The 25,876-nt window shown below is 39.2% G+C and carries 20 protein-coding genes and 3 pseudogenes; 14 read left to right on the forward strand and 9 right to left on the reverse strand.

The features are described 5' to 3' along the window. Positions 1–573: 573 nt before the first annotated feature. The 3 genes from KSP24_RS16655 to KSP24_RS25665 all read right to left on the reverse strand — a co-directional run bounded on the left by KSP24_RS16655 (position 574) and on the right by KSP24_RS25665 (position 3,259). Positions 574–1,794: a CynX/NimT family MFS transporter gene (locus KSP24_RS16655; RefSeq protein ID WP_216975872.1), complete on the reverse strand. Its 1,221-nt coding sequence runs from the start codon at positions 1,792–1,794 to the stop codon at positions 574–576. Between the two features lie 201 nt (positions 1,795–1,995). Beyond that, positions 1,996–2,793: a dihydrodipicolinate synthase family protein gene (locus KSP24_RS16660; protein WP_029515236.1), complete on the reverse strand. Its 798-nt coding sequence runs from the start codon at positions 2,791–2,793 to the stop codon at positions 1,996–1,998. 277 nt (positions 2,794–3,070) lie between these two features. Then, the gene (locus KSP24_RS25665; RefSeq protein ID WP_025679522.1) at positions 3,071–3,259 is read right to left on the reverse strand and encodes a cupin domain-containing protein; all 189 of its coding nucleotides are present in this window, start codon (positions 3,257–3,259) and stop codon (positions 3,071–3,073) included. Positions 3,260–3,734: 475 nt separating this feature from the next. Between KSP24_RS25665 and KSP24_RS16670 the strand changes: the two genes are divergently transcribed. Both KSP24_RS16670 and KSP24_RS16675 read left to right on the forward strand, forming a co-directional pair. Next, positions 3,735–4,649 carry a LysR family transcriptional regulator gene (locus KSP24_RS16670; RefSeq protein WP_216975873.1) on the forward strand — a complete coding sequence of 305 codons (915 nt, stop codon included), beginning with the start codon at positions 3,735–3,737 and terminating at the stop codon, positions 4,647–4,649. Between the two features lie 840 nt (positions 4,650–5,489). After that, positions 5,490–6,575, forward strand: coding sequence for an L-dopachrome tautomerase-related protein (locus KSP24_RS16675; protein WP_216975874.1), 1,086 nt, complete (start codon positions 5,490–5,492; stop codon positions 6,573–6,575). A 593-nt stretch (positions 6,576–7,168) separates the two neighbouring features. On the opposite strand, the pseudogene KSP24_RS16685 reads toward KSP24_RS16675, so the two are convergent. From KSP24_RS16685 to KSP24_RS16700, 4 genes and pseudogenes are all read right to left on the reverse strand, one after another. Continuing rightward, positions 7,169–7,978 (reverse strand): annotated as a pseudogene (locus KSP24_RS16685) (zinc-binding dehydrogenase); the annotation flags it as partial. Between the two features lie 64 nt (positions 7,979–8,042). Further along, positions 8,043–9,146 carry a Ger(x)C family spore germination C-terminal domain-containing protein gene (locus KSP24_RS16690; protein WP_216975876.1) on the reverse strand — a complete coding sequence of 368 codons (1,104 nt, stop codon included), beginning with the start codon at positions 9,144–9,146 and terminating at the stop codon, positions 8,043–8,045. Continuing rightward, positions 9,143–10,264 carry a GerAB/ArcD/ProY family transporter gene (locus KSP24_RS16695; RefSeq protein ID WP_216975877.1) on the reverse strand — a complete coding sequence of 374 codons (1,122 nt, stop codon included), beginning with the start codon at positions 10,262–10,264 and terminating at the stop codon, positions 9,143–9,145. The genes KSP24_RS16690 and KSP24_RS16695 overlap by 4 nt, the downstream gene beginning before the upstream one ends. A 1-nt stretch (position 10,265) precedes the next feature. Further along, positions 10,266–11,714 carry a spore germination protein gene (locus KSP24_RS16700; RefSeq protein WP_216975878.1) on the reverse strand — a complete coding sequence of 483 codons (1,449 nt, stop codon included), beginning with the start codon at positions 11,712–11,714 and terminating at the stop codon, positions 10,266–10,268. Positions 11,715–12,318: 604 nt separating this feature from the next. Here KSP24_RS16700 and KSP24_RS16705 point away from each other — a divergent pair. From KSP24_RS16705 to xerS, 3 genes and pseudogenes are all read left to right on the forward strand, one after another. Continuing rightward, the gene (locus KSP24_RS16705) at positions 12,319–12,762 is read left to right on the forward strand and encodes an ASCH domain-containing protein (RefSeq protein ID WP_216975879.1); all 444 of its coding nucleotides are present in this window, start codon (positions 12,319–12,321) and stop codon (positions 12,760–12,762) included. 42 nt (positions 12,763–12,804) lie between these two features. Further along, positions 12,805–13,047: pseudogene (locus tag KSP24_RS25725) on the forward strand (IS4 family transposase); the annotation flags it as partial. 204 nt (positions 13,048–13,251) lie between these two features. Continuing rightward, on the forward strand, positions 13,252–14,322 hold the full coding sequence (gene xerS / locus KSP24_RS16710; RefSeq protein ID WP_216975880.1) for a tyrosine recombinase XerS: 1,071 nt from the start codon (positions 13,252–13,254) through the stop codon (positions 14,320–14,322). A 204-nt stretch (positions 14,323–14,526) separates the two neighbouring features. Here xerS and KSP24_RS16715 read toward each other — a convergent pair whose 3' ends face one another. After that, the gene (locus tag KSP24_RS16715; protein ID WP_216975881.1) at positions 14,527–15,078 is read right to left on the reverse strand and encodes a TetR/AcrR family transcriptional regulator; all 552 of its coding nucleotides are present in this window, start codon (positions 15,076–15,078) and stop codon (positions 14,527–14,529) included. Between the two features lie 342 nt (positions 15,079–15,420). On the opposite strand from KSP24_RS16715, the pseudogene KSP24_RS16720 reads away from it, so the two are divergent. From KSP24_RS16720 to KSP24_RS16745, 6 genes and pseudogenes are all read left to right on the forward strand, one after another. Continuing rightward, a pseudogene (locus tag KSP24_RS16720) lies at positions 15,421–15,975 on the forward strand (alcohol dehydrogenase catalytic domain-containing protein); the annotation flags it as partial. 69 nt (positions 15,976–16,044) lie between these two features. Then, a complete protein-coding gene (locus tag KSP24_RS16725) occupies positions 16,045–17,268 on the forward strand; it encodes a multidrug effflux MFS transporter (protein WP_216975882.1) in 1,224 nt (407 codons plus the stop codon). 79 nt (positions 17,269–17,347) lie between these two features. Then, entirely contained in the window at positions 17,348–18,199 is an 852-nt protein-coding gene (locus tag KSP24_RS16730; RefSeq protein ID WP_064964071.1) for an aldo/keto reductase, read from the forward strand. Positions 18,200–18,446: 247 nt separating this feature from the next. After that, complete coding sequence (locus KSP24_RS16735; RefSeq protein ID WP_064964072.1) at positions 18,447–19,328, forward strand: LysR family transcriptional regulator; 882 nt, start codon at positions 18,447–18,449, stop codon at positions 19,326–19,328. A gap of 186 nt (positions 19,329–19,514) precedes the next feature. Continuing rightward, positions 19,515–21,383, forward strand: coding sequence for a beta-glucoside-specific PTS transporter subunit IIABC (locus KSP24_RS16740; protein ID WP_216975883.1), 1,869 nt, complete (start codon positions 19,515–19,517; stop codon positions 21,381–21,383). Between the two features lie 29 nt (positions 21,384–21,412). Further along, positions 21,413–22,840 carry a 6-phospho-beta-glucosidase gene (locus KSP24_RS16745; protein WP_216975884.1) on the forward strand — a complete coding sequence of 476 codons (1,428 nt, stop codon included), beginning with the start codon at positions 21,413–21,415 and terminating at the stop codon, positions 22,838–22,840. 298 nt (positions 22,841–23,138) lie between these two features. Here the strand turns inward: KSP24_RS16745 and KSP24_RS16750 are convergent, their stop codons facing one another. Beyond that, positions 23,139–23,684 (reverse strand): TetR/AcrR family transcriptional regulator, encoded by a 546-nt coding sequence (locus KSP24_RS16750; protein WP_064964075.1) that lies wholly within the window; start codon positions 23,682–23,684, stop codon positions 23,139–23,141. A 236-nt stretch (positions 23,685–23,920) separates the two neighbouring features. Here KSP24_RS16750 and KSP24_RS16755 point away from each other — a divergent pair, with 236 nt between their 5' ends. The 3 genes from KSP24_RS16755 (at position 23,921) to KSP24_RS16765 (ending at position 25,821) form a co-directional block, all read left to right on the forward strand. Continuing rightward, on the forward strand, positions 23,921–24,895 hold the full coding sequence (locus KSP24_RS16755) for an aldo/keto reductase (RefSeq protein ID WP_216975886.1): 975 nt from the start codon (positions 23,921–23,923) through the stop codon (positions 24,893–24,895). A gap of 109 nt (positions 24,896–25,004) precedes the next feature. After that, complete coding sequence (gene dmpI / locus KSP24_RS16760) at positions 25,005–25,214, forward strand: 4-oxalocrotonate tautomerase DmpI (RefSeq protein ID WP_216975888.1); 210 nt, start codon at positions 25,005–25,007, stop codon at positions 25,212–25,214. Between the two features lie 73 nt (positions 25,215–25,287). Continuing rightward, positions 25,288–25,821, forward strand: a complete 534-nt coding sequence (locus KSP24_RS16765; RefSeq protein WP_149033158.1) for an NAD(P)H-dependent oxidoreductase — start codon at positions 25,288–25,290, stop codon at positions 25,819–25,821. Positions 25,822–25,876: the final 55 nt, after the last annotated feature.

Genomic DNA, 25,876 nt, shown 5'->3' on the forward strand with positions numbered 1-25,876 from the left:
AGCCATAGACACATCGGCAGAGGGATAGCCACAGAAGCAACAGCGAAAGCCATAGCTCCTATCCATTATGAAAAGAAACATGAATTCATTCATGCTTTTTGCAATCCGTCATTTGTCGCAAGCTTGGCTTCTTCTTATTGGTGAATGTGATTTTGAATACCCTGTTGGTACTACCATATGATGTAATGACTGGAGGCTGAGGGTCGGGGACGGCTTATCTTAGTTGTGTAAAATAGATATTAATTGTAATTTGCAAGAAATATGTCGTACCGTTCGGCACAATAGCATGCAGCGCTTCCATGAGCTTGAGTGAGGAAACTAAATCATTTCCAGGGAGCTTAATGATTAAGTGAATTTATGAATCCCAGTACGGATTAGCATTCAGTTCTAATAATCTTGTCCAACTCACGGGAAACGTTAGTTCAATAAAATAGCGACAGTTGGTAAGAAGTTCTCTTGTTTTCAACTATCCATTCCCCTTTATATATTAATACCAATTACAAAAAAGTCCCAAAAACAAATGTTTTTGAGACTGGGTTAAAAACCAAGTATTCTTGTTTACTGACTGGTATCCTATGCTACATATTCATTTTTTCCTGCGCCTATACCCGTGATAAAGATAATAACAGAAGTTAAAACTAACATCAGTAAGGAAGTATTCCAATTATGTGTCACATCATGCAACCATCCAAATAAGACAGGGCCGATAGCAGACAAAAGATAACCTAATGATTGAGCCATACCGGATAATTCTGCTGCCTCATTCGTATCTTGAGTACGTAAACTAAAAAACATCATAGCTAAACTAAAGGCAAATCCCACTCCAATTCCAACCATAATTATCCATATTGGAATAAGGATCGTGCTTCCGTGTAAGATACCGAATACCCCTCCAATAAGCAAGACGACTGAAACCAGTACTAATGAATGCTGCTTCTTTAAACGTCCAGCTAAAATAGAGACAATAAACGTAGTAGGAAGCATAGCAAATTGCATTAAAGACAACATCCAGCCAGCTGCATGAGTGTTCAGCCCTTTTTGTTCAAGAATTTCAGGAAGCCACGTTATCATGGTATAAAAGATTAAGGATTGAAAACCCATAAATAACGTGACATTCCATGCTAGTTTAGAATGCCATAAGTTTATAGATTTAACTTTCTTTTTAGTTTGTACAAATCTAATAGATTTATGTTGATTTTGTATTAGTGGTAACCAAAAGAAAAGTGTAAGAAGAGATAAGATTCCCCAGCATCCGAGACCTCCTGACCATCCTAACCCTGATAATGAGGAGATGGAGATACTTATACCGGATCCAATAGCTCCACATAAATTCATAGAGACTATATAAATCCCTGTTATCATTCCTACATTTTGTGCAAAGTTATGTTTAATGAGACTGGGGAGTAATACATTACCAATGGCAATACATGAACCAATTAAGATTGTTCCTATAAATAAGGTTATTACACCACCAAAAGAACGTATTCCAAATCCAATGGTTAATAAGATTAAAGAAATAAATAGGATAAACTCCGTACTAAAACGTTGAGCTAACTTAGGGGCAAAAGGGGATAAGAATGCAAAAGTAAGTAAAGGTACTGTAGTTATTGTCCCTGCTAGCATATTAGATATGCCTAAACTGTCACGTATAGAATTTATTAGTGGACCCACTGATGTTAGTGGGGCTCTGAGATTGGCTCCCATTAGGATGATACCTATAATAAGTAATCCTATTCTAGGCTTTAGATCCGGTTTCGGTTGTCCTAGTTGATTGGTTTTTTGTGAAATACCCATGATCGCTATAGATCCTCCGCATTTAATACTAAAGCTTTTCTAAATTAGGTAATCAATTCATTTATTGTTTGGATTGCCACACTTCCATATTGTTCCACAATAGTAACCGTAAAGCAGAGAACATAATAAAATGTTGTTTTCTACTTGACGGTTACTTTTAAACATTTTAATTAAATTAAGCGAATTTTTGGACTTCTCCCGTTAGTTAATAGGAGAACGACAAGCCCCTACTTTTATACCTAAAGAATTATAGTGATTTTTTATGTTTATGATGGCTTGACCACTTGTAACTTTATTAATTAATTGTTTTATCTTCCAAAGGTCTACTGGTTTATTCATTAATAAGTCATTAAAAATTTGTTTGATTTCTTGTGGGTAAACATTCCCTACCATACTAGAAAGTCCATTACATCCATTCATTATCTTTTCTATAAGATTTACATCTCCACCAGCGAACATGATGAAATCATCTGGTAAGTCAGTATTATGGTGACGTTTGGCATCACTCTCTTCTTTAAGTCCTACAAGGTTAGAGTACTTCTGGTTAATAACAGTCTTTAATGATTCAGCACTTAGCTCAAATCCTGTTCGGAAAGGATTATTATAAAGGACAACGTTTTTGGTGGTATGTTGTAGCAGCTCATTGATATAAGAAATAGCTTGTTGTTGTGTCGGCTGAATGTAAGGTGGAAACTGAATTAGAATAGAATCAAAAACAGATTCCTCAAGCTTTTTAACCAGTTTTATTGCATTTCTTGTTGTTGTAGCTGATACGCCAAACATCAGTTCAACATTTTCAAATTTTTGTTGATTAAAATAATCAATAATATGGATACGTTCTTCAATGCTCATTGAATTTTGTTCGCCTGTCGTAGCAGACACAAGTAGTGAATCTATCCCGTTATCTGTTAAATGTTTAACAATAGGATTGAATCCTTCTAAATATAAGCTCTCATCATCACGAAAGGGAGTTGGAATAGCAACATTAAAATTTTTCATCAGTTATATCCTCCAGTGTATATACATTACAAGAACTAATTTGTACATAAGGTCAAATACTAAATCCTTTCAGATAATTTTTAAAAGGTATATTTGAATGACTAAATTGTTCTATGTTCATGTTGTTTAAAGTTTGGTTACATTCTTCAGGCCAAAAGTATTAACTAATCTTTTCTAGTTATTCTTTGTTTGTGTATCTGGTTTGACTATGTGACGAGGTGTACTACCCAAGAACCGGTACATTTTGAAACGTGTAAATAATAGCATCCTCTGTTTGCTAAGTGTTGCAATGTTCATGAGCAGAGCAAGGAGGAGCTAAGAATAGGTCACCTTTTTTCAATTCAATCTTTTCTCCATCCACGATACTATAACCCTCGCCCTGAAATACTAGATTGAGAGCTACATTAGTATGACAATGCGCTTTATTATGCCCACCAGGTTTAAAAATTTGGACGACTACTTTCATAGTTGATGAAGTTCCATGCGTATCCCCTGTATGAGTAAGAATGAGTGACAATGTTCCACGGCCACTTTAAAGAAAGCCTTCCGATACAGATTAATTGAGTAATGGATAAATGTCTTTCCATTTCCATGAACATGCTCGAACGGCAGGCTTACTACTCTTTATTAAAAACTCACTGTAGTAGATAATCTCTGTTTTTTGACTACCCATCTTATCACCCCCACAAAATTTTTACACAGTTTAAAGAATTTATACTTTTAGGATTAAAGACTTTACTTGGATCTCTGTGCAACTAATAGTCTAAGACAGTTCAATCAATAGTACAATTCAATTATTTATATAATAACCATAGGTTTAACCTATGATATAATGTGTAATATCTAAGATTGTTTATAGTATTTCTATTGAAATTTATGTTAATGAACTTGCAAAAATGCAAAGGTAGGAACTATTACCTTTTAAATCAGGAGGCTTAAGAATGGAGTTAAGACAACTTGAATATTTTTACGCTGTGTGCCAAGAGCTACATTTTACAAGAGCAGCAGAAAAGGTAGGGATTTCTCAACCTTCTTTAAGTCAACAAATTCGTTTGTTAGAACATGAAATTGGCACACTTTTATTTGATCGCATTGGTAAAAAGACGGCTCTTACGGAATCAGGGGAATTACTCTTAAAGTATACACGTAACATTTTTCATGAACTGGAACAGGCAAAAACCTCAATAGATGAACTAAATGGCCTTCAAAGAGGAACCATTTCTATAGGCACCTTGTTAACCGTTGAAAATTACCTCATTCCGCCCACATTACGTAGTTTCCATCATCTATATCCTGGTGTTAAGATATCTGTGTTTGGATTACGTACTGGGGATATTCAAAAACAACTGTTAGAAAATAAGCTGGATATAGGCATTGTTTTTTTACCTATGAAAGGGGATGAATTAGAAACCATTTCTTTATATAGAGAGGAAATGGCGTTTGCAGTGCCTGTTGGACACCCGTTAGAGAATCAGGATAAATTAGGTATAGAAGTCTTGCAAACAACACCTTCCATCTTACTTCCTGAACAATACTTTATAAGACAGCTTATAAATAAAGCTTGTAAAGATGTGGGGTTTATTCCAGAACCGGTCTTTGAAATTACAACCATGCAATCTTTAATTAATATGGTTATAGATAGGATAGGGGTAACTATATTACCGCGACCTTACTTAGAGTATCTTAACCATCCTCGTATCAGAATTATTCCCATTTTAAATGTTAATCTTGCTCGATATATAGGAATTATCTACAGGAAAGATAAATACCTGAGTGCTGCGACACGTATTTTTATTAATACTCTAAAAGAGGCTTCACTCCATTTGACTCAGAATTTTATGAAAGGCACTGATTAAACAGTCCACTCATTTTATTAAATCTTTATTTATATACTACTGGACATATAAAAGAAAGAAGCTACGACGGTCAGTTCTTTTTTGGATTGGGAAAGTCAGAGGGAATAGGTTCAGGTGCTATTAATATGTAAAGAGAACGGAAAAGTCACCATTTCAAAAATAATAAGGTCATCTTGAATTACTGATTGAATCGTATCAAAGGGCAATCGCGTAGGTAAAGATGCGTACGAAAAACCGTATTGTGATGGTGGGTAGACTTGAATTATCTCGATTCAGGTATGAATTTGACTTTTGAGAAAATAATGAGGTTTTTAGACTTTCAGACGAACTACTTGCCAAAGACAACGGAGAGTCACCGTCAAAAGGCTTCGGCTTGCGCCGAAGCCTTTTGTTTTTTGAGATGTCTTGGACATTTTCAAAAAACTTAATTAAATTCGTTATTATTAAGCAGTGAATCCCCATTTATACAATATGCCGGCTTTGATCTCTTCCTGAAGTTAGCCTATCTTCATTTTAGAATTATCGACAAAAATTAGCTCATCTCCGTATTTGAGCACCGCACACTCATTCAAAAGACAAGTATTACAGGCAGCAAAGTGAAATCCACATCGCCAATGTGTCGCATGATGCTACTTACCTGCACGGATGTTGATGACTAACCAGCTACAAACTGGTCGGCATCATAAAATTGAGGTGCAACAACCAGCAGAGATTTACTCTACTCTGCGTCTATGTTTTGGTTAGAAAAAGAATCATTAAGAGCTAGGCATTAGAAAAAGTTTTAAACATATTATAGGTAATATCCGTTCAAATATGGTGGGGAGGATATCAAAAAAAACTATGTTACCTATGGAAGAATATTTCGGTAAGTTAGAACTCGTTTATTCATTTTATGGGGCTATGCCTACAGGCGTTAGTGTGTCAGAAACCGGGCGTATCTTCATTTGCTTTCCGAAATGGGGAGATGACGTTAGATTTACGGTAGCGGAAATTGTTGAGGGTCAGTTGCAGTCTTATCCTAATTTAGAAACGAATTTGATCAACCCATTGAATATCGCTATGTCCTTCATCAGTGTCCAAAGTGTTGTTGCAGATGGAAGGGGAACCCTGTGGGTACTGGATACGGCTGCACCAAATTTTTCTGAGCCAATTAAAGGAGGGGCAAAATTAGTCGCGGTAGATTTAGAAACAAATACAATAAGAAAAGTATATACATTTGCAGATGATGTAGTCTTGCCGACAACGTATTTGAATGATGTCCGATTAGACTTTCGTGTAGGTAAAGCAGGTTACGCATATATAACGGATTCTTCTTCCAATGGTCCAGGCGCTATTATCGTCGTAAATTTAGAAAACGGAAATGCGTATAGACGGTTGCATGGAGCCAGCTCAACCTCACCCGATCCGTATTTTGTACCGAAAGTGGAAGGCAAAATTTTGATGAATCGAAACGCGGATGGTTCGACATCTCCCTTTCGGTTGGCCTCTGATGGTATAGCCATTTCCCCTGATGGAAAAATGTTATTCTATTGTCCATTAACCAGTCGCCAGCTATACTCAATCTCAACAGAATCGTTAAGAGACAGAACGATACTGGATTTCAAGTTAAGTGATCTTGTGCAGTATTGGGGAGAGAAGGGGGCATCTGATGGGATGATCACGGACGCAAAAGGAAACGTTTATGCTGGAGATTATGAAAACGATAGTATTCGAAAGATATTGCCGAATGGAATCATGGAAACCATCGCCCATGATCCCAGAATTTTATGGCCAGATACTTTTTCTATTGGTCCGGATCAATACTTATATGTAATTGTGAACCAATTACATAGACAGGCAAGATTTCATTATGGAAAAGACCTGCGAAAAAAACCGTATAGTTTAGTACGTTTGAAAATTGATGAATTACCTGCACCTACCTTTTGATAAATAGAACCCATTGTTCAAATTGACTCTATTACGTAGATCATGCATTTTATTATTTTGAGGAATTTAAAGGTTTCCGAACGGCTGTCTACTGAATTAAGGGGAACGATAGCTCAATAAAACTAAAAGAGGCAGTGTTTCACGATGTTGTGATCTCAAACGGGATGACATGGTCACACGAGTACAACCCTCGTCATGGACATACCAGCCAGTGCTTAAGTAACCCAGCCCAGCCAAACAGCGCATAGTTCAGCTGTTCGTTGAAAATAAAGTATTAGACAGGAGTGATTGATTTAACGCGGTCTTTGAAAAGAAGAATCGTCAACTTTTGAAATATAAGTTTTAAACTGCTCCATTAATGAGAACAATGGCGTTCTAGGACTTGTTAAATAAAGTCTTAGACTGCCGTTGCCATTAAACTAACGTCTCCCGTTAGCTGAATCGTTTTCTCTTTATCAGAAGATTACATGTTAGTACTATTTCCACTTTACAAACAAATTCCGAATAAGCATCTTATCTCGCAACTCTAACGCAAATTTTTCCAAACTTCCCGCCACTAGATAGCCGACTGAAAGCGTCTCGGATATTATCTATGTCATATATAGAATCAATAGCTGGCTTGAGATTACTTTGCTCGACAGCTGCAACCATTTGTTCCATGTGTTCTGTACTGCCAACACGAAAACCTTTCAGTGTCAGGCAACGTTGAGTTATTTGGGTAATATTGAATTGGCCTATACCGCCAGTTACATAACCGACCATGACTACAGTTCCGTTTTGCTTTGTACATAATAGTGTCTTGTCGAACGTGGCATTCCCAATGGTCTCAATCGAACGTCAACACCTTTGCCCCCAGTTAGTACCAAGACCTTCTCGTGCCATTCCGGATTTTCAGTGAAATTAATGCATTCATCGGCACCCAGTTCTTTAGCTTTTGCAAGAATTTCATCATTAATTTCCGTAATGATGACCCGTGCACCGGCTGCTTTGGCAAATAATAGACTGGCGACACTTACTCCGCCTGTTCCTAATATCAAAATGGTTTGCCCAGGTCGGATTTCACCCTTATTAATTACTGCATTCCAAGCTGTAACCCAAGTACAATAGATGACACCAGCCTCGTCCCAATTCAAGTTCTTTGGCATCCTTACAAGTGCATTTTCGTTAATTGTAAATAATTCTCTCAAACATCCGTCAGTTCCAAGGCTAAGATCAAGTCCTGTAGCTTCTTTTTCTGGGGTCAACAGTCCATCATGCCACATTGCGTAATCACTTGTTATGACTTTGTCTCCGACCTTAAACTTCGTGACTTTATCACCGACAGCGACAACCTCTCCTGAGGCATCACAGCCGAGAATCGGGTTATCCCTACCTCTGGAGACCCTACCGTTTATCAAATACAAATTTTAATTTCCCCTTAAATTTCCCATACATACCTAAAGAGGGGATTTTGACACACAGCAAGTACTAACGATGATATTGATAAGAAGGAATTGCCGGGAGCGGGTTGAGTGTAAGGTGAACTTTCACCTGATAATTTAGACTTCTTTTTGTTTTCTGCCACTCTTCTCCAGAAATAGGCTTTGAGAATGGATGAAGTGCTACATATCCCATAGATAACGGGTCTACATCCCACTTCTGCATTTTCTGAAGAAGTTCCGTTGTACGCTCCTTCAGAAAGTTTTCAATTTCACTTTGCAATTCCATCAGGTTGTTTGTATCGCCTAAATAACGATCTCCCTGATATTCCACCAGTCTGGCGTACAAATTGACATTCACCACGTAAATGCTGTCGCCGCGGTTCCAATGAAGGTCTACTTTTGAGCGAACCTGGCCGAGAAGAATGGAAAACTCAGGGAGGGGCAAAAGTTTAATATAATTTACATTATCCAGCAGCTGAAAGATGTGGTCTTGCCGGAGGGAAAGTTTTCCCGCCATTTTATCCTTCTGGAAGAGGCCGGTGCCTTCATACTTAAAATCATCCGGAGTTGCTTCAAAAACGGGTAGGACCGGATCGGATAAAGGATTATGATATTTTTGCAAAAAGCGGTGCAGATTGATGACCGTCATCGTACCCTGCTGTTTGTTTTCATAATGTTTAAACATACGATACAAAAAATACTCCAAATCCTTCTGTTTCTCAGTATTAGTCATGATATATTCGTCGAAATTTCCGTCGACAACAACAAGATATAATCGCTGTGTTGTTTCCGGGTCCAATAAAAGAGAGGTAACTATTGACGCAATTCCCTTGCGGGCAAGAGATTCGCTGATAAAGAGCATCCGCAGCTGCCCGAGCTTGTATTCGCGGAAATAATTAAGGCTGAGATACTTTCTGCCTTCTTCGAGCATATGCACCTCTTTAGTAACCAGCTTTTTGGAATCATGGGTAAGCGGAGGTGCCAGTGTGCTGATTTTGATTTTACCTTCGCTGCCTTCGCTGAGAGAAAGAAAGGTCACAGGGGCAATTTCTTCGATGGTATTGTTCTCGGTAAGCGATGCACAAGACGTCATTAGCGGCAAGCTTAATAACAATGTCAGGATGATAAGCGATGCTTTCCGTAGTTTCATATATATGTATTTCCTTTCCACCGCATTGCGATCAGCAAAAGTATAGGAACCAAAAGAAAGGTAGCCGCTTCTGAGTACATAAAAAATCCGGGCCAAAGGTTCTGGAGTGTATCGGCTTTCCAGAGCTTTTCGTTTGCAATGACAAGGAGAGTGCCCATAAGGAAGCAGCTTGCTAAATATCCGAACCGGCTGTTTTTTTCGAGAGTTTTGCCTGCCGTGATCTGCAGGGCACCATAAAACATCAACAGAAACAGCGAGACGGCAAAGACGACGTTAAACATAAAAAAAGAAATTAGAAGGATTTCAATCCGTTCGAATATAGGTGATTGCAGGTAACTGATCATATTGATTACCGGATACCCGGCCGTTTTCAAATACTCGTGTCCATAATAGAGGACTGTGGCAACAAAAAGAAGCAAATACTCAAGTATAGTGAATAGATTAGCGATGGTCAGGTGTTTAATCGTTTTTCGATCCGGCTTCAGCCATGGCACTAAAAAGATAAGATACTCCGGACCCGACAATGCCGACCAGCAGATGACAATACCTCTCCAGGAGTCTAGCGGCGGGTGGAGCGGTATCAAGGGATACAGTTGTTTATAATCTGCGACCGGCGGGAAATAAAAAGGAAGATAGCAGAGGGTGAGCCATATGGTACCGAGAAAAGCAATCACAATGAAACGGAGAGTCCTTTCCATTCCATGGGAGGCTACGTAACAGCTCATCAATAGAATGGCGATCAACGGAACAGTCTTATTCATCACGGGGAAAAGATACTCATGTACAATCCCGCTATATCCCAGTACGATCACAGAAGTTTTGAGGAACAGCGGAATCAGCCCGACCGCAGCCAGCAGACGAACGGTTTTGGGACCAAACAGTTCCTTAAAGCCTTCAAGTCCCCGTGTCGCCCAGGGAGAGGTCAGCCACTTGCACAACATCCACAGCATCAGCTGAGAGAGAAGTCCCAGTCCCAGGATGATCCAAAGCATATAGAAATGGGCCAGGTACATAGGCATGATAAAAAAATAATAAAGCATTTGAAGTCTGTTTATGAGCAGCCCGGCATACAAGTTGCCAAGCGTTTCCTTTTTACCGAACAGCGTGAATGCGGACATGTCATCGTTTCCTGCGGCTGTATCGCCATTTTTTCAAAGGTTTCAAATAGGAAGGTCGCGTTTCCATCCAATGAAGGCTTACCCTGATTATAAAATCTTTCCAGTCCTTAAAATAAAGGGGAGTCAGAGGAGCCAAATACGGCTCTCTCAGTGAAGTTAATCCGTTCAAATGCGCCAGCAGAGCGATTAAACCTAATATGATTCCGAAGATGCCAAAATAAGCGGCTAAACAGAGAAGAGTCAGCTGGATGACCGTGTTTGCTTTGGATATCTGGTAATTCGGCGACAGAAAAGAGGCGATCCCCGATACACCTAGAAGAACGATCAGCACTTTGCTGGCAAAACCGGCTTCAACCGCTGCCTGTCCAATAACGATGCCGCCTACGACACCTAAAGTTTGGCTCGTTTTGTTCGGCATCCTTAAACTTGCCTCTTTAATAATTTCCAATATTACGAGCATGATCAAACCCTCCCAAAATGGGGTGAATGGAAGCTTGCTTCGGGATTCAATCAGGACAAAGAGGAGAGGCAGGGGGATCATCTGGTAGTGGTGGGCCGTTAAGGCAACATATACCGGAATTAGTATCAGCGACAAAAAAAAGCTGAAGAACCGGAGTAAACGCAAAAAACTAGCGACTATCCAGCGGTGGATATAGTCTTCGGGCGATTGGAAAAGATGAAAAAATGTTATAGGTCCGATCAGAGCAAATGGAGAATTGTCTACCAGGATCACGACCTTGCCCATGGCCAGCGAATAAGCGCATTGATCAGGTCGATCCGTTTGCTGCAGCTGCGGAAAGAGGCTGTTGCTGTGATCTTCGATAAAAACTCCGATTTGGCCAGAATCAAGGAATATATCATAGTTCAAGGCAACTAACTTCTCTTTAGTGTTAGAGATAAGGTTAGTATTGGTTAAACCCTCAATGTATAGCAGAGAGACTGAAGTAGAACTAAGCGAACCGGCTGTGAACTGTTCCGACTTCAATGTACTTAAAGGAAGCCGCCGGCGAATCAAAGTTATATTCTGATCAATCTGCTCCGTAAAACTATCCTGCGGCCCGTAAATAATGGTTTCCGTTTCTGATTTTCCTACAGGACGACCCAGTGTAATCGGAAGAAGAGTAGTCCACCATTGATTTAACGCAGGCTCATGTACGATCACCGCTGCCCGCATCAGTTGCTGTTCTGCATCTTTAAGTGTATGAATTTCTGTGAATTTACAGTTTAGAATACGCTCCGGAACCGGTCTGTCATTTATAGTAAGCAATGGCTTCAGGATGGATTCATTGATGCGTGCCTCATCGACCAGCGTATCCAGATATATAATCCAAATTGGATTTCCGGAAGGTGGGCAACGTTCAATGATACTGGCTTCTGATATGCCGGCAAGCATCGTTTTTAAAACATCAAGGGTTAACGGATAGGTATTTATTTTGGAAGATTTCCACATGTAATCACCATTATCTTTATGGATTTTTCATTAAGCTTTATTATGGGCATTTGATTGGAAAATCATCCGTTCTTAGTTGAATTTAAGTGCCTTGAATGAGAAGGGACTCGCATGAATTGAGCCGCGTCTGTGCAAACGTTGGAAGAAATAATAGGGCTTAACGAGAGGGGGGACGTTAGATGAAAGATAAATTAGATAATGCAATCCATTCAAAGGCGTGTAACACCTTTCGGAAGTGTCTTGGAGGAAGTTCCCGTTCAACAAGCGGATGACGAAACTTATGCCAGAATAATGAGCAGCGTAGTTATACCTGAACCGATCGTTCCGACTGGTTGGAATTCAGAGTGCAATCCGCGATGGCGCATTGGAAATCGAGAGTAATGATCTTCAGAAGCTGCTTGGACGGAGGTCCGACCACGTCACTCGAAGAGGGTCTGCGTCAAATCGCAAACGAAATTCAGGCTTAATCTAGCGTGCTAAACAGAGGTTGTTCCCAAAGGTCTATTGCGAACGGAGGGAATGCGTCCTTTTTATGCGGGAATGGAAAGTTTCGAGAATGTTTGGGGAATAGTAATTCATTATGACAGTAATGGAGCGTAGAGGAATGAAAGTATTATCCATGATTCAACCATGGGCGACTCTGCTTGTCCAAGGCGAGACTCTATATGAAACCAGATCCTGGAAGACCCGGTACCGCGGACCGTTGGCTATTCATGCAAGCCAGAAAGTCGATAAGCAGGCCTGCAAATATGAACTCATACGTTCTTTACTTGCCAAGAATAGCTATACGGAACAAAGCCTTCCTACGGGAGTTATCCTTGCTACTTGCGAGCTTACAAATTGTTATCAAGTTATCGACTCTAATCATACGTCAGCCATTCTGGATTGCGGGAAGGTTGTGACGGGTGAGGACTTCCTGTTAGGCTATTACAGTCCAGGTTATTTTGCGTGGGAAATAGCGGGTTTCCGTCTGCTGAAGCCCTATATTCCAGCGAAGGGTAAACTGGGACTATGGGAACATCCGATAGACGAAGAGTTGATGATATGATTATGTAAACAATTAATTAATGGAGGTTCTGACTTCAGTCCGTCCTGCAATCTGCTGACCAGCCACACGACGATTGTGTTTTCCCTATACATACTGCTGGCGTGGCATCATCGGAAAAGCACGGATGCGTGTTCCTTTGACAGAATGTTTTATTTGTTGTGCAACGAAGTCGGTACGCTCGATTGGGTCGTTGCCCTGCAACAGCTGCAAGATTTGATCAACCAAGTAGCCCTAAAAGCCGATAAGAAGATTTCAGTTCTTATTCGGCGTCAACTCCAGCAATTTTCCCTTTTTGGATATGATGCTCACAGAAACGATTGTTTCATAAGCATCATTAAGCAAGGACAAATGAAAAAGATAAATTTATTCGAGGTTACAAGAAGATTGCTGAAGGGGCAATACTGAGTTAAAGTTAATATAATTACGTAAAATACTGTTTTGACGAATATTTATAGCTGAAGTATAATAAGTTATGGAGGTTATACATATATGGATAAACAAATGAAAATGCATTACATGAATCGAATCGATGAAAAATTGTCTGATCTTCCGTGGTTTGTTACGGAATTTATTGATAGCAGAAAACGAAAACTTTCTCCCACAACGCTTCTGAACTATTGCCATGACTATATTATATTTTTTGATTGGTTAGTTGCAGAAAACTTTACTGCAGATAGTCGTAAAAACATTAATTTGGCCATTTTAGAGAAACTAACAATTCGTGAAGTAGAAAATTTCTTATCTTTTTTGGAGTATCAACTTGGCAATACCAAGCTAACCATCAACCGAAAATTGTCCTCACTAAAATCCTTATTTGATTACTTACAGAACAAAGCTGAGACAAGTGACTTAAAGCCATATATCCAGCGCAATGTTATGGCCAAAATGGATTTAAACGCGGTTAAAGAAAGCCAAGAAACCATTGCCAATCGTATTGATGGGAAAATTCTTAGGGAAGACGATTTTGAGTCATTTAGGCAGTTTATAGCTCATGATTTCGGAGAAATCAATAAAGAGAATAAACGCATTTTCAATTTCCATCAGTTTAATCGTGAACGGGATACAGCCATTGTTTCCCTCATTTTAGGATCAGGACTTAGACTATCTGAGGTTGCAGGCATTAACGTCGAGGATCTGGATATGAATAACGCCTTAGTTCGTGTTATACGAAAAGGTAATAAAGAACAATATGTATATTTCAGCAAGCAAGCGTTACTAGATTTAGAAAATTATCTGCAGATCAGAGAATCCAGATATAAACCAGAGAAAACTGAAAGCTTTTTGTTTATTGCTGCTCCTATAGGCCGTAAAGGAAAAAGCCGTCGGCTAACACAAAGGTCAATTGAGAAACTGATTGAAAAATACGCTTTAGCTTTTGGAAAGCCGGCTTTAACTGTACATTCTTTACGGCATTCATTCGCGACGCGATATCATCTGGAGAATAATGATGTACCCAGATTAAAAAATCAGTTAGGACTTTCTTCAATACAAACGACTATGATCTATACACATTTAACAGATGAGGAAATGAGGAAGGCAGTCAATAATATGGATAAGTGATGTAGAGCTCGTCAAGTAAGTGACGCAAAGTTGCCTTTGTGTCGATGTACAGTAACCGAGGAAGAATATAAAAGCTCTAATAAAAAATGAAAAAACATCAGAAGCGGCAGCCGATCGGCTGCCGTTGCTTTAGTGTTTCGTTGTATACTGTGACCTTTATTGAAAAGGGAAAATGCCATTTACTTTACAGAATATAATTACCGATTAAAAACTTCTTTCTAGCAAGGTGCCAACTTGCGTGGCCATGACTTGCGGTGAATAGGGCATTCCATTTCGAATCCACCATTCAATGACCCCTACATAAGCAGTCCCAGCATATTGTAACATCACATCTTCGGTTAATTCCGCATTTTTTCCGCTTTCTTTGTCAATCTCCCCTTTGAACCCTTCCATGAAATAAGCAAGTAGCCGCGTTCTAAAAGAAGAAGGTGTACCTTTTGATGCAGCTAGCATGGTTGAAAAAAGTAAATAATTTTTCTCAAAGTACTCGAAATATGGAACAAGAGCATCAGCCCACTCCATCTGACATGCCCACGTATCCATTTCTTTTAATTCATTAATGTGTGTTTCCATGATTTGATCTAATAAATCATATTTGTCCTGATAGTGAAGATAAATTGTACCGCGGTTTACGTTTGCCTTGTTTGCAATGTCTTGAATGGTAATCTCATCGAAGTTTTTTACAGCCATCAGTTCAATAACGGCTTTTTTTAAGGCTTCTTGTGTTTTTAGGATTCTCCGATCCACTTTAATCATCTTGTCTTTTCCCCCTGATCAACAAAATAATGAACACTTTTCGTGATGATGTTGCTATTTCAACAAATTGCGCTTTTTTAACCATTGAACTTAGGTTTCTTTTTTTATAATAATAGACATAAGTTGATAAAACAACCAGTTTTGCTTATTCGCTCTCCGTGGCATACCTAAAAGGGGAACTTAAATTTAAAAAAGAGGGGTGTTCACTTGGTGTTTAATAAAGAAGTGTGGATAATCATTATTAATTTCTAAATAGCTAACTGATAAAAATTCTATTCATTGGAGGTTATATATGATTAATGCTAATGCGCACGTGCTGTGTGCCGTCCATAAGATCCGTTCATTCTAACTACAATTGAGCGCAGGGATCTTAAACCGCATGATATTCTCATAGAGATCAAATATACGGGTATTTGCCACTCTGACATCCATGCTGCCCGTGCCGATTGAGGACCAGTCCAATATCCTCTCGTTCCAGGACATGAGATTTCTGGAATTGTCGCCCAGATTGGTTTGGAAGTCACAAAGTATGCTGTTGGTGACCAAGTAGAAGTTGGCTGTATGGTTCCTGTGGAGAGAGTGCGAGAGTTGCCGTAGAGGAAAGGAGCAATATTGTCTTAATGGACATACGAGTAGCTATGGATTCATCGATAGATATGGACAATATACGCAGGAAGGTTATTCCACCCATATCGTTGTAACGCAGGATTTCGTGGTTCGAATTCCAGAGGGCATTAATCTTGATATCGCCGCTCCAACACTTATGTGCTGGGATCACAACGTTTTCGCCGCTGCTCCATGGGGGTTGATTCCGGCAAAAATATAGCCGTTGTTGGACTTGGTGGACTCGGACACATGGCTGTTAGGTTCGCTTATTCTATGGGGGCAAAAGTAACAAACCCATAACATCTAAAGCATATGCGTTAGCTTAAGGAAAGCATTTAAACAATCATAGGAGTTAAAAGAATGAAGACCCAAAAAAATTCTTTCGGTTTTGCTCTATTATTGGCCATATTTTCGGCGTTGGGGCCGTTTACCGTCGATATGTATCTTGCATCACTTCCGCAAATCTCTGTTTTTTTTGGAACAAGCGCAACTGCGGTTCAAGCGAGTTTAACCACTAGTCTGTTAGGATTAGGGCTAGGACAGTTGATAATGGGACCTTTAAGCGACATTTATGGAAGACGCCAACCTTTGTTGATTTCCATGATACTATATATCCTTTCCTCTATTGGATGCGCTTTTGCACCAAGCATAGGATGGTTTATATCTTTAAGATTTATACAAGGGGTTGCTGCGTCCGCTGGACTCGTTATTTCGCGCGCTATTGTCCGAGATCGGTTTAGTGGGATTGAAATGACTAAGTTTATATCGTTGCTGACAATGATCAGCAATGTGGCACCGTTAATTTCCCCTACGGCTGGAAGTACGGTTATGTCATACAGCTCTTGGTCAGGTGTATTTATATTTTTAGGGGTGCTAGGCATAGGGTTAGCTGGGATAACCATATGGGGGTTAAAGGAAAGCTTACCTGTACAACAACGTATTTCAGGCAGTCCCCGTGCGTTGATGAAAAATTATAATAGCTTATTCCGAAAGCGGTCTTTTATGGGGTATGCTCTAGTCAATGGCATATTGTTCGCAGGTGTTTTTGCCTATGTTGCAGGTACCCCTTTTATTTACCAAAACATATACGGCGTGTCGCCGCCACTGTTTTCAATCCTCTTTGCGTTGAATGGCCTTGCTATTCTCTTGGGGTCTCAATTCGTCAAACTGCTTGCAGGCCGGGTAACGGAAAGTCGGCTGTTTTTGATCGGAATAATACTAGCGTTTATATCTTCTGCAGCAGTCTTATTTATAGTACTAGTACATGGTGTATTATCAGCTATGTTTATTTCGATCTTCTTATTTGCTTTATCCATTGGGATCATTGGCCCCATCTCTTTTACATTAGCAATGGAATCGCAGGGGCATATTGCAGGGAGCGCGTCCGCCGTGCTCGGCACCTTACAATTCGCATTAGGTGCCGTTACGTCTCCACTTGTGGGAATTGCAGGCGAAAATTCTGCTATACCTTTTGGAATTATTATTTTTTCTACAAGTGTATTATCTATAATTACCTATATCATTCTGGTTAAAGGGATAAAAAAATTATCCGGCACCAAAAATAGCTTTGAATCCAATACTTAACCAATCGCTAGCGAACATTAAGATTTATGCGAGGCCCCAGCATTCTAAGACTTGAGTATAAAAAACAGGAGGATCTAAAATGCAAAGTGTTACACTAAACAATGGTGTCGAGATGCCGATACTCGGATTTGGGGTTTATCAAATTGATGATGAAAATGTATGCGAAGAATCGGTTTGTAATGCCCTAATGGAAGGTTACCGCTTGATTGATACCGCTGCTGTTTATAGCAATGAAAAAGCAGTCGGTCGTGCCATCAAGCAGAGTGGCGTGCCCAGAGAGGAAATATTCGTTACAACAAAGCTTTGGATTCAGGATGCAGGCTACAAGAGTGCTAGGAAAGCATTCGAAACATCACTGAACAAACTGCAACTGGATTATTTGGATCTGTATCTCATTCATATGCCCTTTGGCGATATCCATGGTTCATGGCGTGCGATGGAGGAATTATATCATGAGGGGAAGATCAGGGCAATCGGCGTAAGTAACTTCCTAAATGATCGCCTGATGGATCTAATCGTTCATCATGAAATCGTTCCTACTGTAAACCAAGTTGAAACGCATGTATTTACACAACAAGTAGAAAATGCTCAATTTATGAAGGATCACCATGTTCAGATTGAGTCCTGGGGACCATTTGCTGAAGGAAAAAATAACATTTTCAAAAATGAAGTATTGGCAACAATAGCTGAGAAACATCATAAATCCGTGGCTCAAGTTGCTTTACGTTGGTTGATACAAAGAGGAATTGTTGCGATTCCAAAGTCTGTTCATAAGGAAAGAATTATTGAAAATTTCAATATCTTCAACTTCGAATTGAGCAGGGCCGACATGGAGAGGATTGCTAAGTTGGATTCCAAAGAGAACTTAATTTTATCTCTTCACGATCCTGAGAACGTTGAACGGCTCAGCAATATGAAATTTCATGACTAATTTTGGGGAAGTCTTATCACAAAATGCTCAAACCCAACAACACTATGTTCACGTAACAGTACCCAAATCCTTTCCATATATCGTTTCAATTCCACATATAAACATATGCATATAGAACTGATTAATGGTTATAATGGCAGAGAAGTATGTGAAAAAGTAAACTGAAAGAACTGTATTTAAGATGGTAAGTTAATTACTAGGACATATTGAATCTATTCTTAAGCACATATTGTCAACAGGGGGAAACATGGAGTTAAGAGTGCTTCGTTATTTTCTTACAGTCGCTCGTTTGGAAAGTATTACGCATGCAGCAAATGTACTACATGTAACACAGCCGACATTAAGCAGACAATTGGCTGACTTAGAAAAAAATTTAGGTACTCAATTGCTTATTCGCGGTAAAAAAAAGGTGTCATTAACGGATGCTGGCATGCTTTTACGTCAAAGGGCAGAAGAAATCCTAACGATTGCGGATAAAACAGAGAGAGAATTCAAAGATCAAAATAATCTGGTTGGAGGGACTATCTCTATAGGAAGTGTCGAATCACTAACATCGCATTATTTATTTCAAACATTAAAAGCTTTTCATGAAGAGTATCCACAGGTTAATTATTATATTTATAGCGGAACAGGGGATGATATAAAGGAAAAAATAGACAAAGGATTACTTGAAGTTGGGATTTTATTAGAGCCCATAAATATTGAAAAATACGATTTCATCAGATTGCCTCAAAAGGAACGATGGGGAATTCTAACACAGGCTTCATCCCCTCTTGCACAAAAAGAATATGTTACTCCCAATGATCTTGTTGGAGTTCCTTTACTTCTTTCTAGTCGTCCAACAGTACAAAATGAAATTGCTAATTGGTTTGCTGATGAATATGAAAATATACATGTTCTAGCCACATACAACTTAATTTCTAACATAGTTAATTTTGTAGATAATGGTATGGGAACTGCTATTTGTATTGAAGGTGCTTTTGCGATGACAGGTTCAAAACATCTTTGCTTCAGACCATTTTTTCCAGAACTCAAATTTAGTTGTGTTATTGTTTGGAAGAAACACAAGATTTTTAACCAAGCTACTTCTCACTTAATTCAATTAATCAAGTATGCCTCACAAGCATAATAAAACATAGATTATAAGTATTGGATAAGGTTATTTATCTAGTGATATCTTAAAGGTGCAGCTTGAATGAAGCCTTAAAATATTACTGATAAATAACTTTTTTTATTTAGCGGGTAGAGTTGTTTATGTTTAATAAATAAAAGGCGTAATTCATTGTTCAACAACAAGAAGAGGGGGCATTTTCTAATGAGCAAAAAATATGAAAAATTAGCTCAGGATATTGTAGAGAAGATTGGTGGTAGTGAAAATGTATCAACACTAACTCATTGTATGACAAGGCTTAGATTCGCACTAAACCAAAATAAAAAAGCCGATCAAGACGCTATTAAAGCTTTAGATGGCGTAATTGATGCGATTGAAAGCGGCGGCCAATTTCAAGTGGTTATTGGCACCCATGTTGAAGAAGTATATGAGGAAGTGATCAAATATATAAAACATACAGAAAATATAGATGATAAATTATCTAATGAAAAAAATGTAAGCGTTTTTGGCAAATTAATCGATTTTATTTCAGGTACATTCAGTCCAATCGTTCCGGCTATTGCAGGCGCGGGAATGATAAAAGCGCTATTGGCTTTGCTGATCTTATTTAATGTAGTTTCAAAAGCGTCACAAACTTACTATGTAATCAATTTCATGTCGGATGCCATTTTTTATTTCCTACCCTTTTTATTAGCATATTCGGCTGCAAACAAATTAAAATGCAGCCCAGTACTGGCACTTGTGTTGGCTGGGGTATTGCTTCATCCGAATCTGGATCTATTGAGAACTGCAGGTAATAATGTTAGCGTTTTCAATATTCCATTGACACTTGTTGCTTATAGTTCATCGGTTGTTCCGATTCTATTAACCGTGTGGGCGCAATCCTACATTGAACCATTGTTTAAAAGAATCATTCCTAACGCTGTAAAAATTATTTTTGTTCCGATGTTTACAATTCTGGTTGTTGGATTTATTTCCTTAACTGCACTAGGACCGCTAGGTTCTTTCTTCGGAACATATTTGGCAATGGGGTTTGATTTTTTGGGATCGCACGGAGCATGGGTGGTCATTTTTATTATTGCAACCTTCTGGCCGATCCTTGTTATGTTTGGACTTCATCACAGTATCGTTCCGTTATCATTGGCTCAAATCACAACATTGGGATATGAAAATATCATTGGACCTGGAGCCATGATATCCAATATTTCGCAAGGTGTAGCCGCGTTGATTGTCAGTTGGAGAACAAAGGATACAGTATCCAAGCAAATCTCCACTACAAGTGGAATTACAGGCTTAATGGGAATTACAGAAGCAGCACTTTATGGTGTTAATTTACCTAAAAAATATCCTCTTGTTGCGGCTATGATTGGATCCGCTGCTGGAGGGCTTTACGCAGGGGTTATGGAAGTTTCACGTTATGCAACAGGTTCATCAGGGCTTCCAGCTATTCCGCTTTATATTGGAGAAAACATTTGGAATTTTTATAATATACTCATCGCATTATTAATTACAACGGTTATAACTGCAGTGCTTACCTATTTATTAACCTTAAAATATGAGAAAGAAACGTCTGAGCAGAATAAAGTCACCACAAACGATAAAATCATCACACTTAAAAATACGGTTATTACAAGTCCTATCAAAGGTGAAATGATTCCATTGAAGGATGTTCAAGATGCGGCCTTCTCCACAGAAGCAATGGGAAAAGGAGTTGCCATTGAACCAAGCGAAGGAAAAGTGGTCGCTCCTTTTGATGGGAAAATTGTTTCACTGTTTCCCAAGAAACACGCAATCGGTTTACTCTCCGATGATGGGGTTGAAATACTCATTCATATAGGATTGAACACCGTTAAACTGAATGGGAAGTACTTTGAAGCTCATGTTGAAGAGGGTCAGAGAATTACCAAGGGACAGACACTAATCACGTTTGATTTGGAGAAAATCAGAGAGGAAGGATATGTTACTCAGACCCCGGTGATCGTTACGAATACTTACAGTTATGCTGATGTGCTAACTAATAACAGTAGTACAGTCACTGATTTTAACAATGAGTTGTTAGTCCTAATAGTGTAACCATATCAAATTCAAGGAGTGGATTATGAATGACTTTAGTCAAAGACTTTTTATGGGGAGGAGCAACTGCTGCAAACCAATGTGAAGGTGGATATTTGGAAGGGAATAAGGGATTGTCAACCGTCGATGTTATACCCGCAGGACAGGATCGCGTTTCTGTAATGAAAGGCAAGATGAAAATGATGGAATGTGATGATGAACATTTCTATCCGAGCCATGAAGCCATCGACTTTTATCATAATTATAAGGAAGACATTGCTTTATTTGCAGAAATGGGTTTCAAATGCTTCCGCTTATCTATTGCATGGACACGAATTTATCCAAATGGGGATGATACATTACCCAACGAAGAAGGTTTGAAGTTCTATGATGATGTTTTTGATGAGTGTTTAAAATATAATATAGAGCCTTTAGTAACGATCACTCATTTTGATGTGCCGATTCATTTGGTAAAAACCATCGGTTCTTGGAGAAGCCGTAAAATGGTTGATTATTATGAAAGACTATGCGAAACACTATTCACTCGCTACAAAGATAAAGTGAAGTATTGGCTAACCTTTAATGAAATCAATATGTTATTACACCTACCATTCGGGAGCTCAGGATTGGTGTTTGATGAAGATGAAGATGAAGAAGCTGTGAAGTATCAGGCAGCTCATCACCAATTGGTCGCGAGTGCTAAAGCTACTGAAATTGCACGCAAAATAAAGTCCGAATTCAAGATAGGATGTATGTTGGCGGGTGCCAGCACTTATCCCTATACTTGCGCTCCTGCAGACGTATGGAAAGCCATGACAAGGGATCGAGAACATTACTTCTTTGTGGATGTACAATCTCGTGGTGAATACCCGAATTATGCCAAAAAAATGTTCGAAAGGATGAATATAGATCTGAAGATGCAAGATGGTGATAAGGAGCTTCTGAAAAATAATACAGTTGACTTCGTTTCATTTAGTTACTATGGTTCGCGATTAACAAGTGCTGACCCAGCAGTTAATACTCAAACCGCTGCCAATCTATTTCCGACATTACGAAATCCCCATTTAAAAAGAAGTGAATGGGGCTGGCAAATTGACCCACTCGGGTTGAGAATTACATTAAATGCATTGTATGATCGCTATCAAAAACCATTATTTATTGTCGAAAATGGGTTGGGAGCTGCGGACAAGCCTGATGAAAATGGATGTATCTCAGATGATTACAGAATCGAGTATATTCGGGAACATATCCGCGCATTTAAAGCTGCTGTAAAAGAAGATGGCGTAGAGTTGTTAGGATATACAACCTGGGGGTGCATTGATTTAGTAAGCTCAAGCTCTGGAGAAATGAGCAAAAGATATGGTTTCATCTACGTGGATAAAGATGACCAGGGAAATGGTACGTTAAGCCGTAGTAGGAAAAAGTCCTTTAATTGGTATAAGAAAGTAATTAACAGCAATGGAGAAGATTTAGACTAAGTTAATACAGCCATAGCTAGTTGATGGTGGAATCACAGTCGACCAGATGTGACGCTTACAAACTTTTTCTAAACAAGACCCTTAATAAAGTTATGGATTTAGGTACAAACCATGGAGCGGGTGCCGCTTCATGGTTTTGTACTGTGCCGGTATGGGCCTTATCTCTAGTGTTCAAGCCCCGAATGCGAGAACAGTATTCAAAACCCTACCCTCATCACGAAATTAAGGATGAGAATTTTGTTTAAATAACCTCAGTACAAGAAATTACTCAATTTACTAGATTTGTTGGGAATGCAATTTAAAAATTTCTGTCTAACAATATCCCAGTTTGTTCTGCCATGACACGAGGGGGGACTGACATTCCATTCTTAAACCACCATTCTACGATCCCCACGACTGCGGCCCCAAAAAATTGAAGAACGACATCTTCACTTAAGCCTTGATTTTTTCCTTCTGTTACATCGACTTCAACCTTGTACTCCTGGACGATTAAATCAAGAAATTGACTACGAAAATAAGCTGAACTTTTCGTGTTTAGCATGGTTGAAAAGAACAAATGATTGTCTGCAAAGTATTCGAACCAGACATAATTTCCTTCTTGGAAACTCATTTCAGATGCTGCGTGGCAAAGTTCACGGAGATTGTTTATATGTTCTTCAATTATCTTATCTAGCAAGTCAAATTTATCCATGTAATGGAGATAGATTGTTCCTCTATTAACATTTGCCCTATCAGAAATATCCCGAATTGTAATGTCATCAAAGTTTTTTTCAGTCATCAGTTCAAGTATTGCTTTCTTTATGGCTTCTTGAGATTTAAGTACCCTTCTGTCCACTTTAGTCATTTTTAAAGTCCCCTTACTGAGATAATCGGCAATTACGGATAATTTGTTGAGTAATCCACACATCGAAAGAAATTGATTATTGCAAGCATTTTGTTTCCGTTTAGAATTATAAACGTAAGTTGATTAAACAATCAATGTTCATTTTTTATTTGGAGTTATCTAAACTCAATGATCAGCACGCGTACCCGTTCTGAGGCAAGTCAAAATCGCACCACACGAAAGGGAGGAACCATGAAATGGAATATACGAAACTTGGAAATACTGGCTTGGATGTGTCCCGGATTTGTCTTGGTTGTATGGGTTTTGGAGACGCACAAAAAGGTCATCATCGATGGGTACTTGATGAAGGACGCGCTCGTCCAATCATAAAAAAAGCTCTGGAGCTCGGAATCAATTTTTTTGATTCTGCAAACGTGTACGCTGACGGGACAAGTGAAGAAATAATTGGAGGTGCATTAAAGGATTTTTCGAACCGTGATGAGATTGTCATCGCGACTAAAATACATGGACGAATGCATCAAGGACCCAATGGCGCTGGACTTTCCCGCAAGGCGATCATGAGCGAAATCGGTAAGAGCCTTAAGAGATTGAAAACCGACTACGTCGATCTGTATCAAATTCATCGTTGGGATTATAACACGCCTATCGAAGAGACGATGGAGGCATTGCACGATATAGTTAAGGCTGGTAAGGCAAGATACATCGGCGCCTCTGCAATGTGGGCATGGCAGTTTGAGAAAGCTTTACATATAGCTGAGAAGAATGGGTGGACCCGATTTGTATCAATGCAGAATCATTTAAATCTCATTTACCGTGAAGAGGAGCGAGAGATGCTCCCACTTTGTAAGGAAGAAAAAATCGGGGTCATTCCTTATAGCCCACTCGCAGGAGGAAGATTGGCGCGGGAGACAACAACACATCGTGCCGAAACTGATGAAATGGCAAAACAAAAATATGATGCAACAACAGATGCGGATCAATTGGTGGTGAACCGGGTTGCGAGTTTAGCAGAGAAACATGGTGTTCGCCGGGTTCACATCGCACTTGCGTGGCTTCTGCATAAAGAACCGGTAACCGCTCCTATTGTCGGTGCGACAAAAATATCCCAGCTCGAAGATGCAGAAGCTGCTCTATCTATTCAATTAACTGCTGAAGAAATTGCGTTTTTGGAAGAACCATATGTACCGCACCGAATCGTTGGTCATTTTTAAATTCATATAAATTGGTGTTGCACGGTCTGTTTGATAAGAGAGATGCACATGAGTTTTTGTGTCAGCTCGTCGTCATTAGACATAAACTCACAATAAAGGAGAATTAATTATGCCTGTAATTACAATTGAAGCAGCTAAATTAACTAAAGAGCAAAAAAGAAAGTTAGTAAAAGACCTTACTACATCAGCTTCAACTATCATGAATATACCTGAACAAGCATTCTTTGTGTTCGTAAGGGAAAATGAACTAGATAATATAGGTGTTGCAGGACGGATTTTAGCAGACAAAGCTGTAAATAATCCACTGAAAAGTGAGTAGTAAAATAATTAACTTGGTTTCCATTTAAACAATTAAGATAGAAAAAAATATTCTTGGATGGAGAAAATTTAAAATGAAAACACTCGTTCTTGTTTTTCACCCTGATTTAACTGCTTCCCGTGTTCATCGTCGCTTAACGGAAGAAATGAAGAAGCAAGCTGGTGTTACAATTCACCATGTTTATGAGGCATACCCGAATGAGAAGATCGATGTCGCTGCCGAGCAGAGTCTATTGGAGCAGCATGATCGCATCGTTTTGCAATTCCCATTCTACTGGTACAGTGGGCCTTCATTGCTGAAAAAATGGGAGGATGTAGTCCTAACTCATGGCTGGGCATTTGGAAGCAAAGGGGACAAGCTGCACGGAAAAGAGCTACTGATTGCCGTTTCTACCGGCGCTGCTAAAGAAAACTATTTACCAGACGGTAATTTTAAATACACCGTTTCCGAGCTGCTGCGACCTCTTCAGGCAACCAGTAACTTGATTGGAACACGCTATTTGACACCATATATCTTGTATGGTGTAATGCAACACCTGTCAGATGAGGAGCTAGAGCAAAGTGCCAAGGATTATGTGGCTTATGCGCTGAACCCTAAACTTGTCTAGAAGAATGGTGATGCTAAGCCTGTTGGCTTCATCATAGAGACGGAAATTGGAGGTT

It is taken from the genome of Paenibacillus sp. AK121 (genome assembly GCF_019042715.1).
GTDB lineage: Bacteria > Bacillota > Bacilli > Paenibacillales > Paenibacillaceae > Paenibacillus > Paenibacillus polymyxa_C.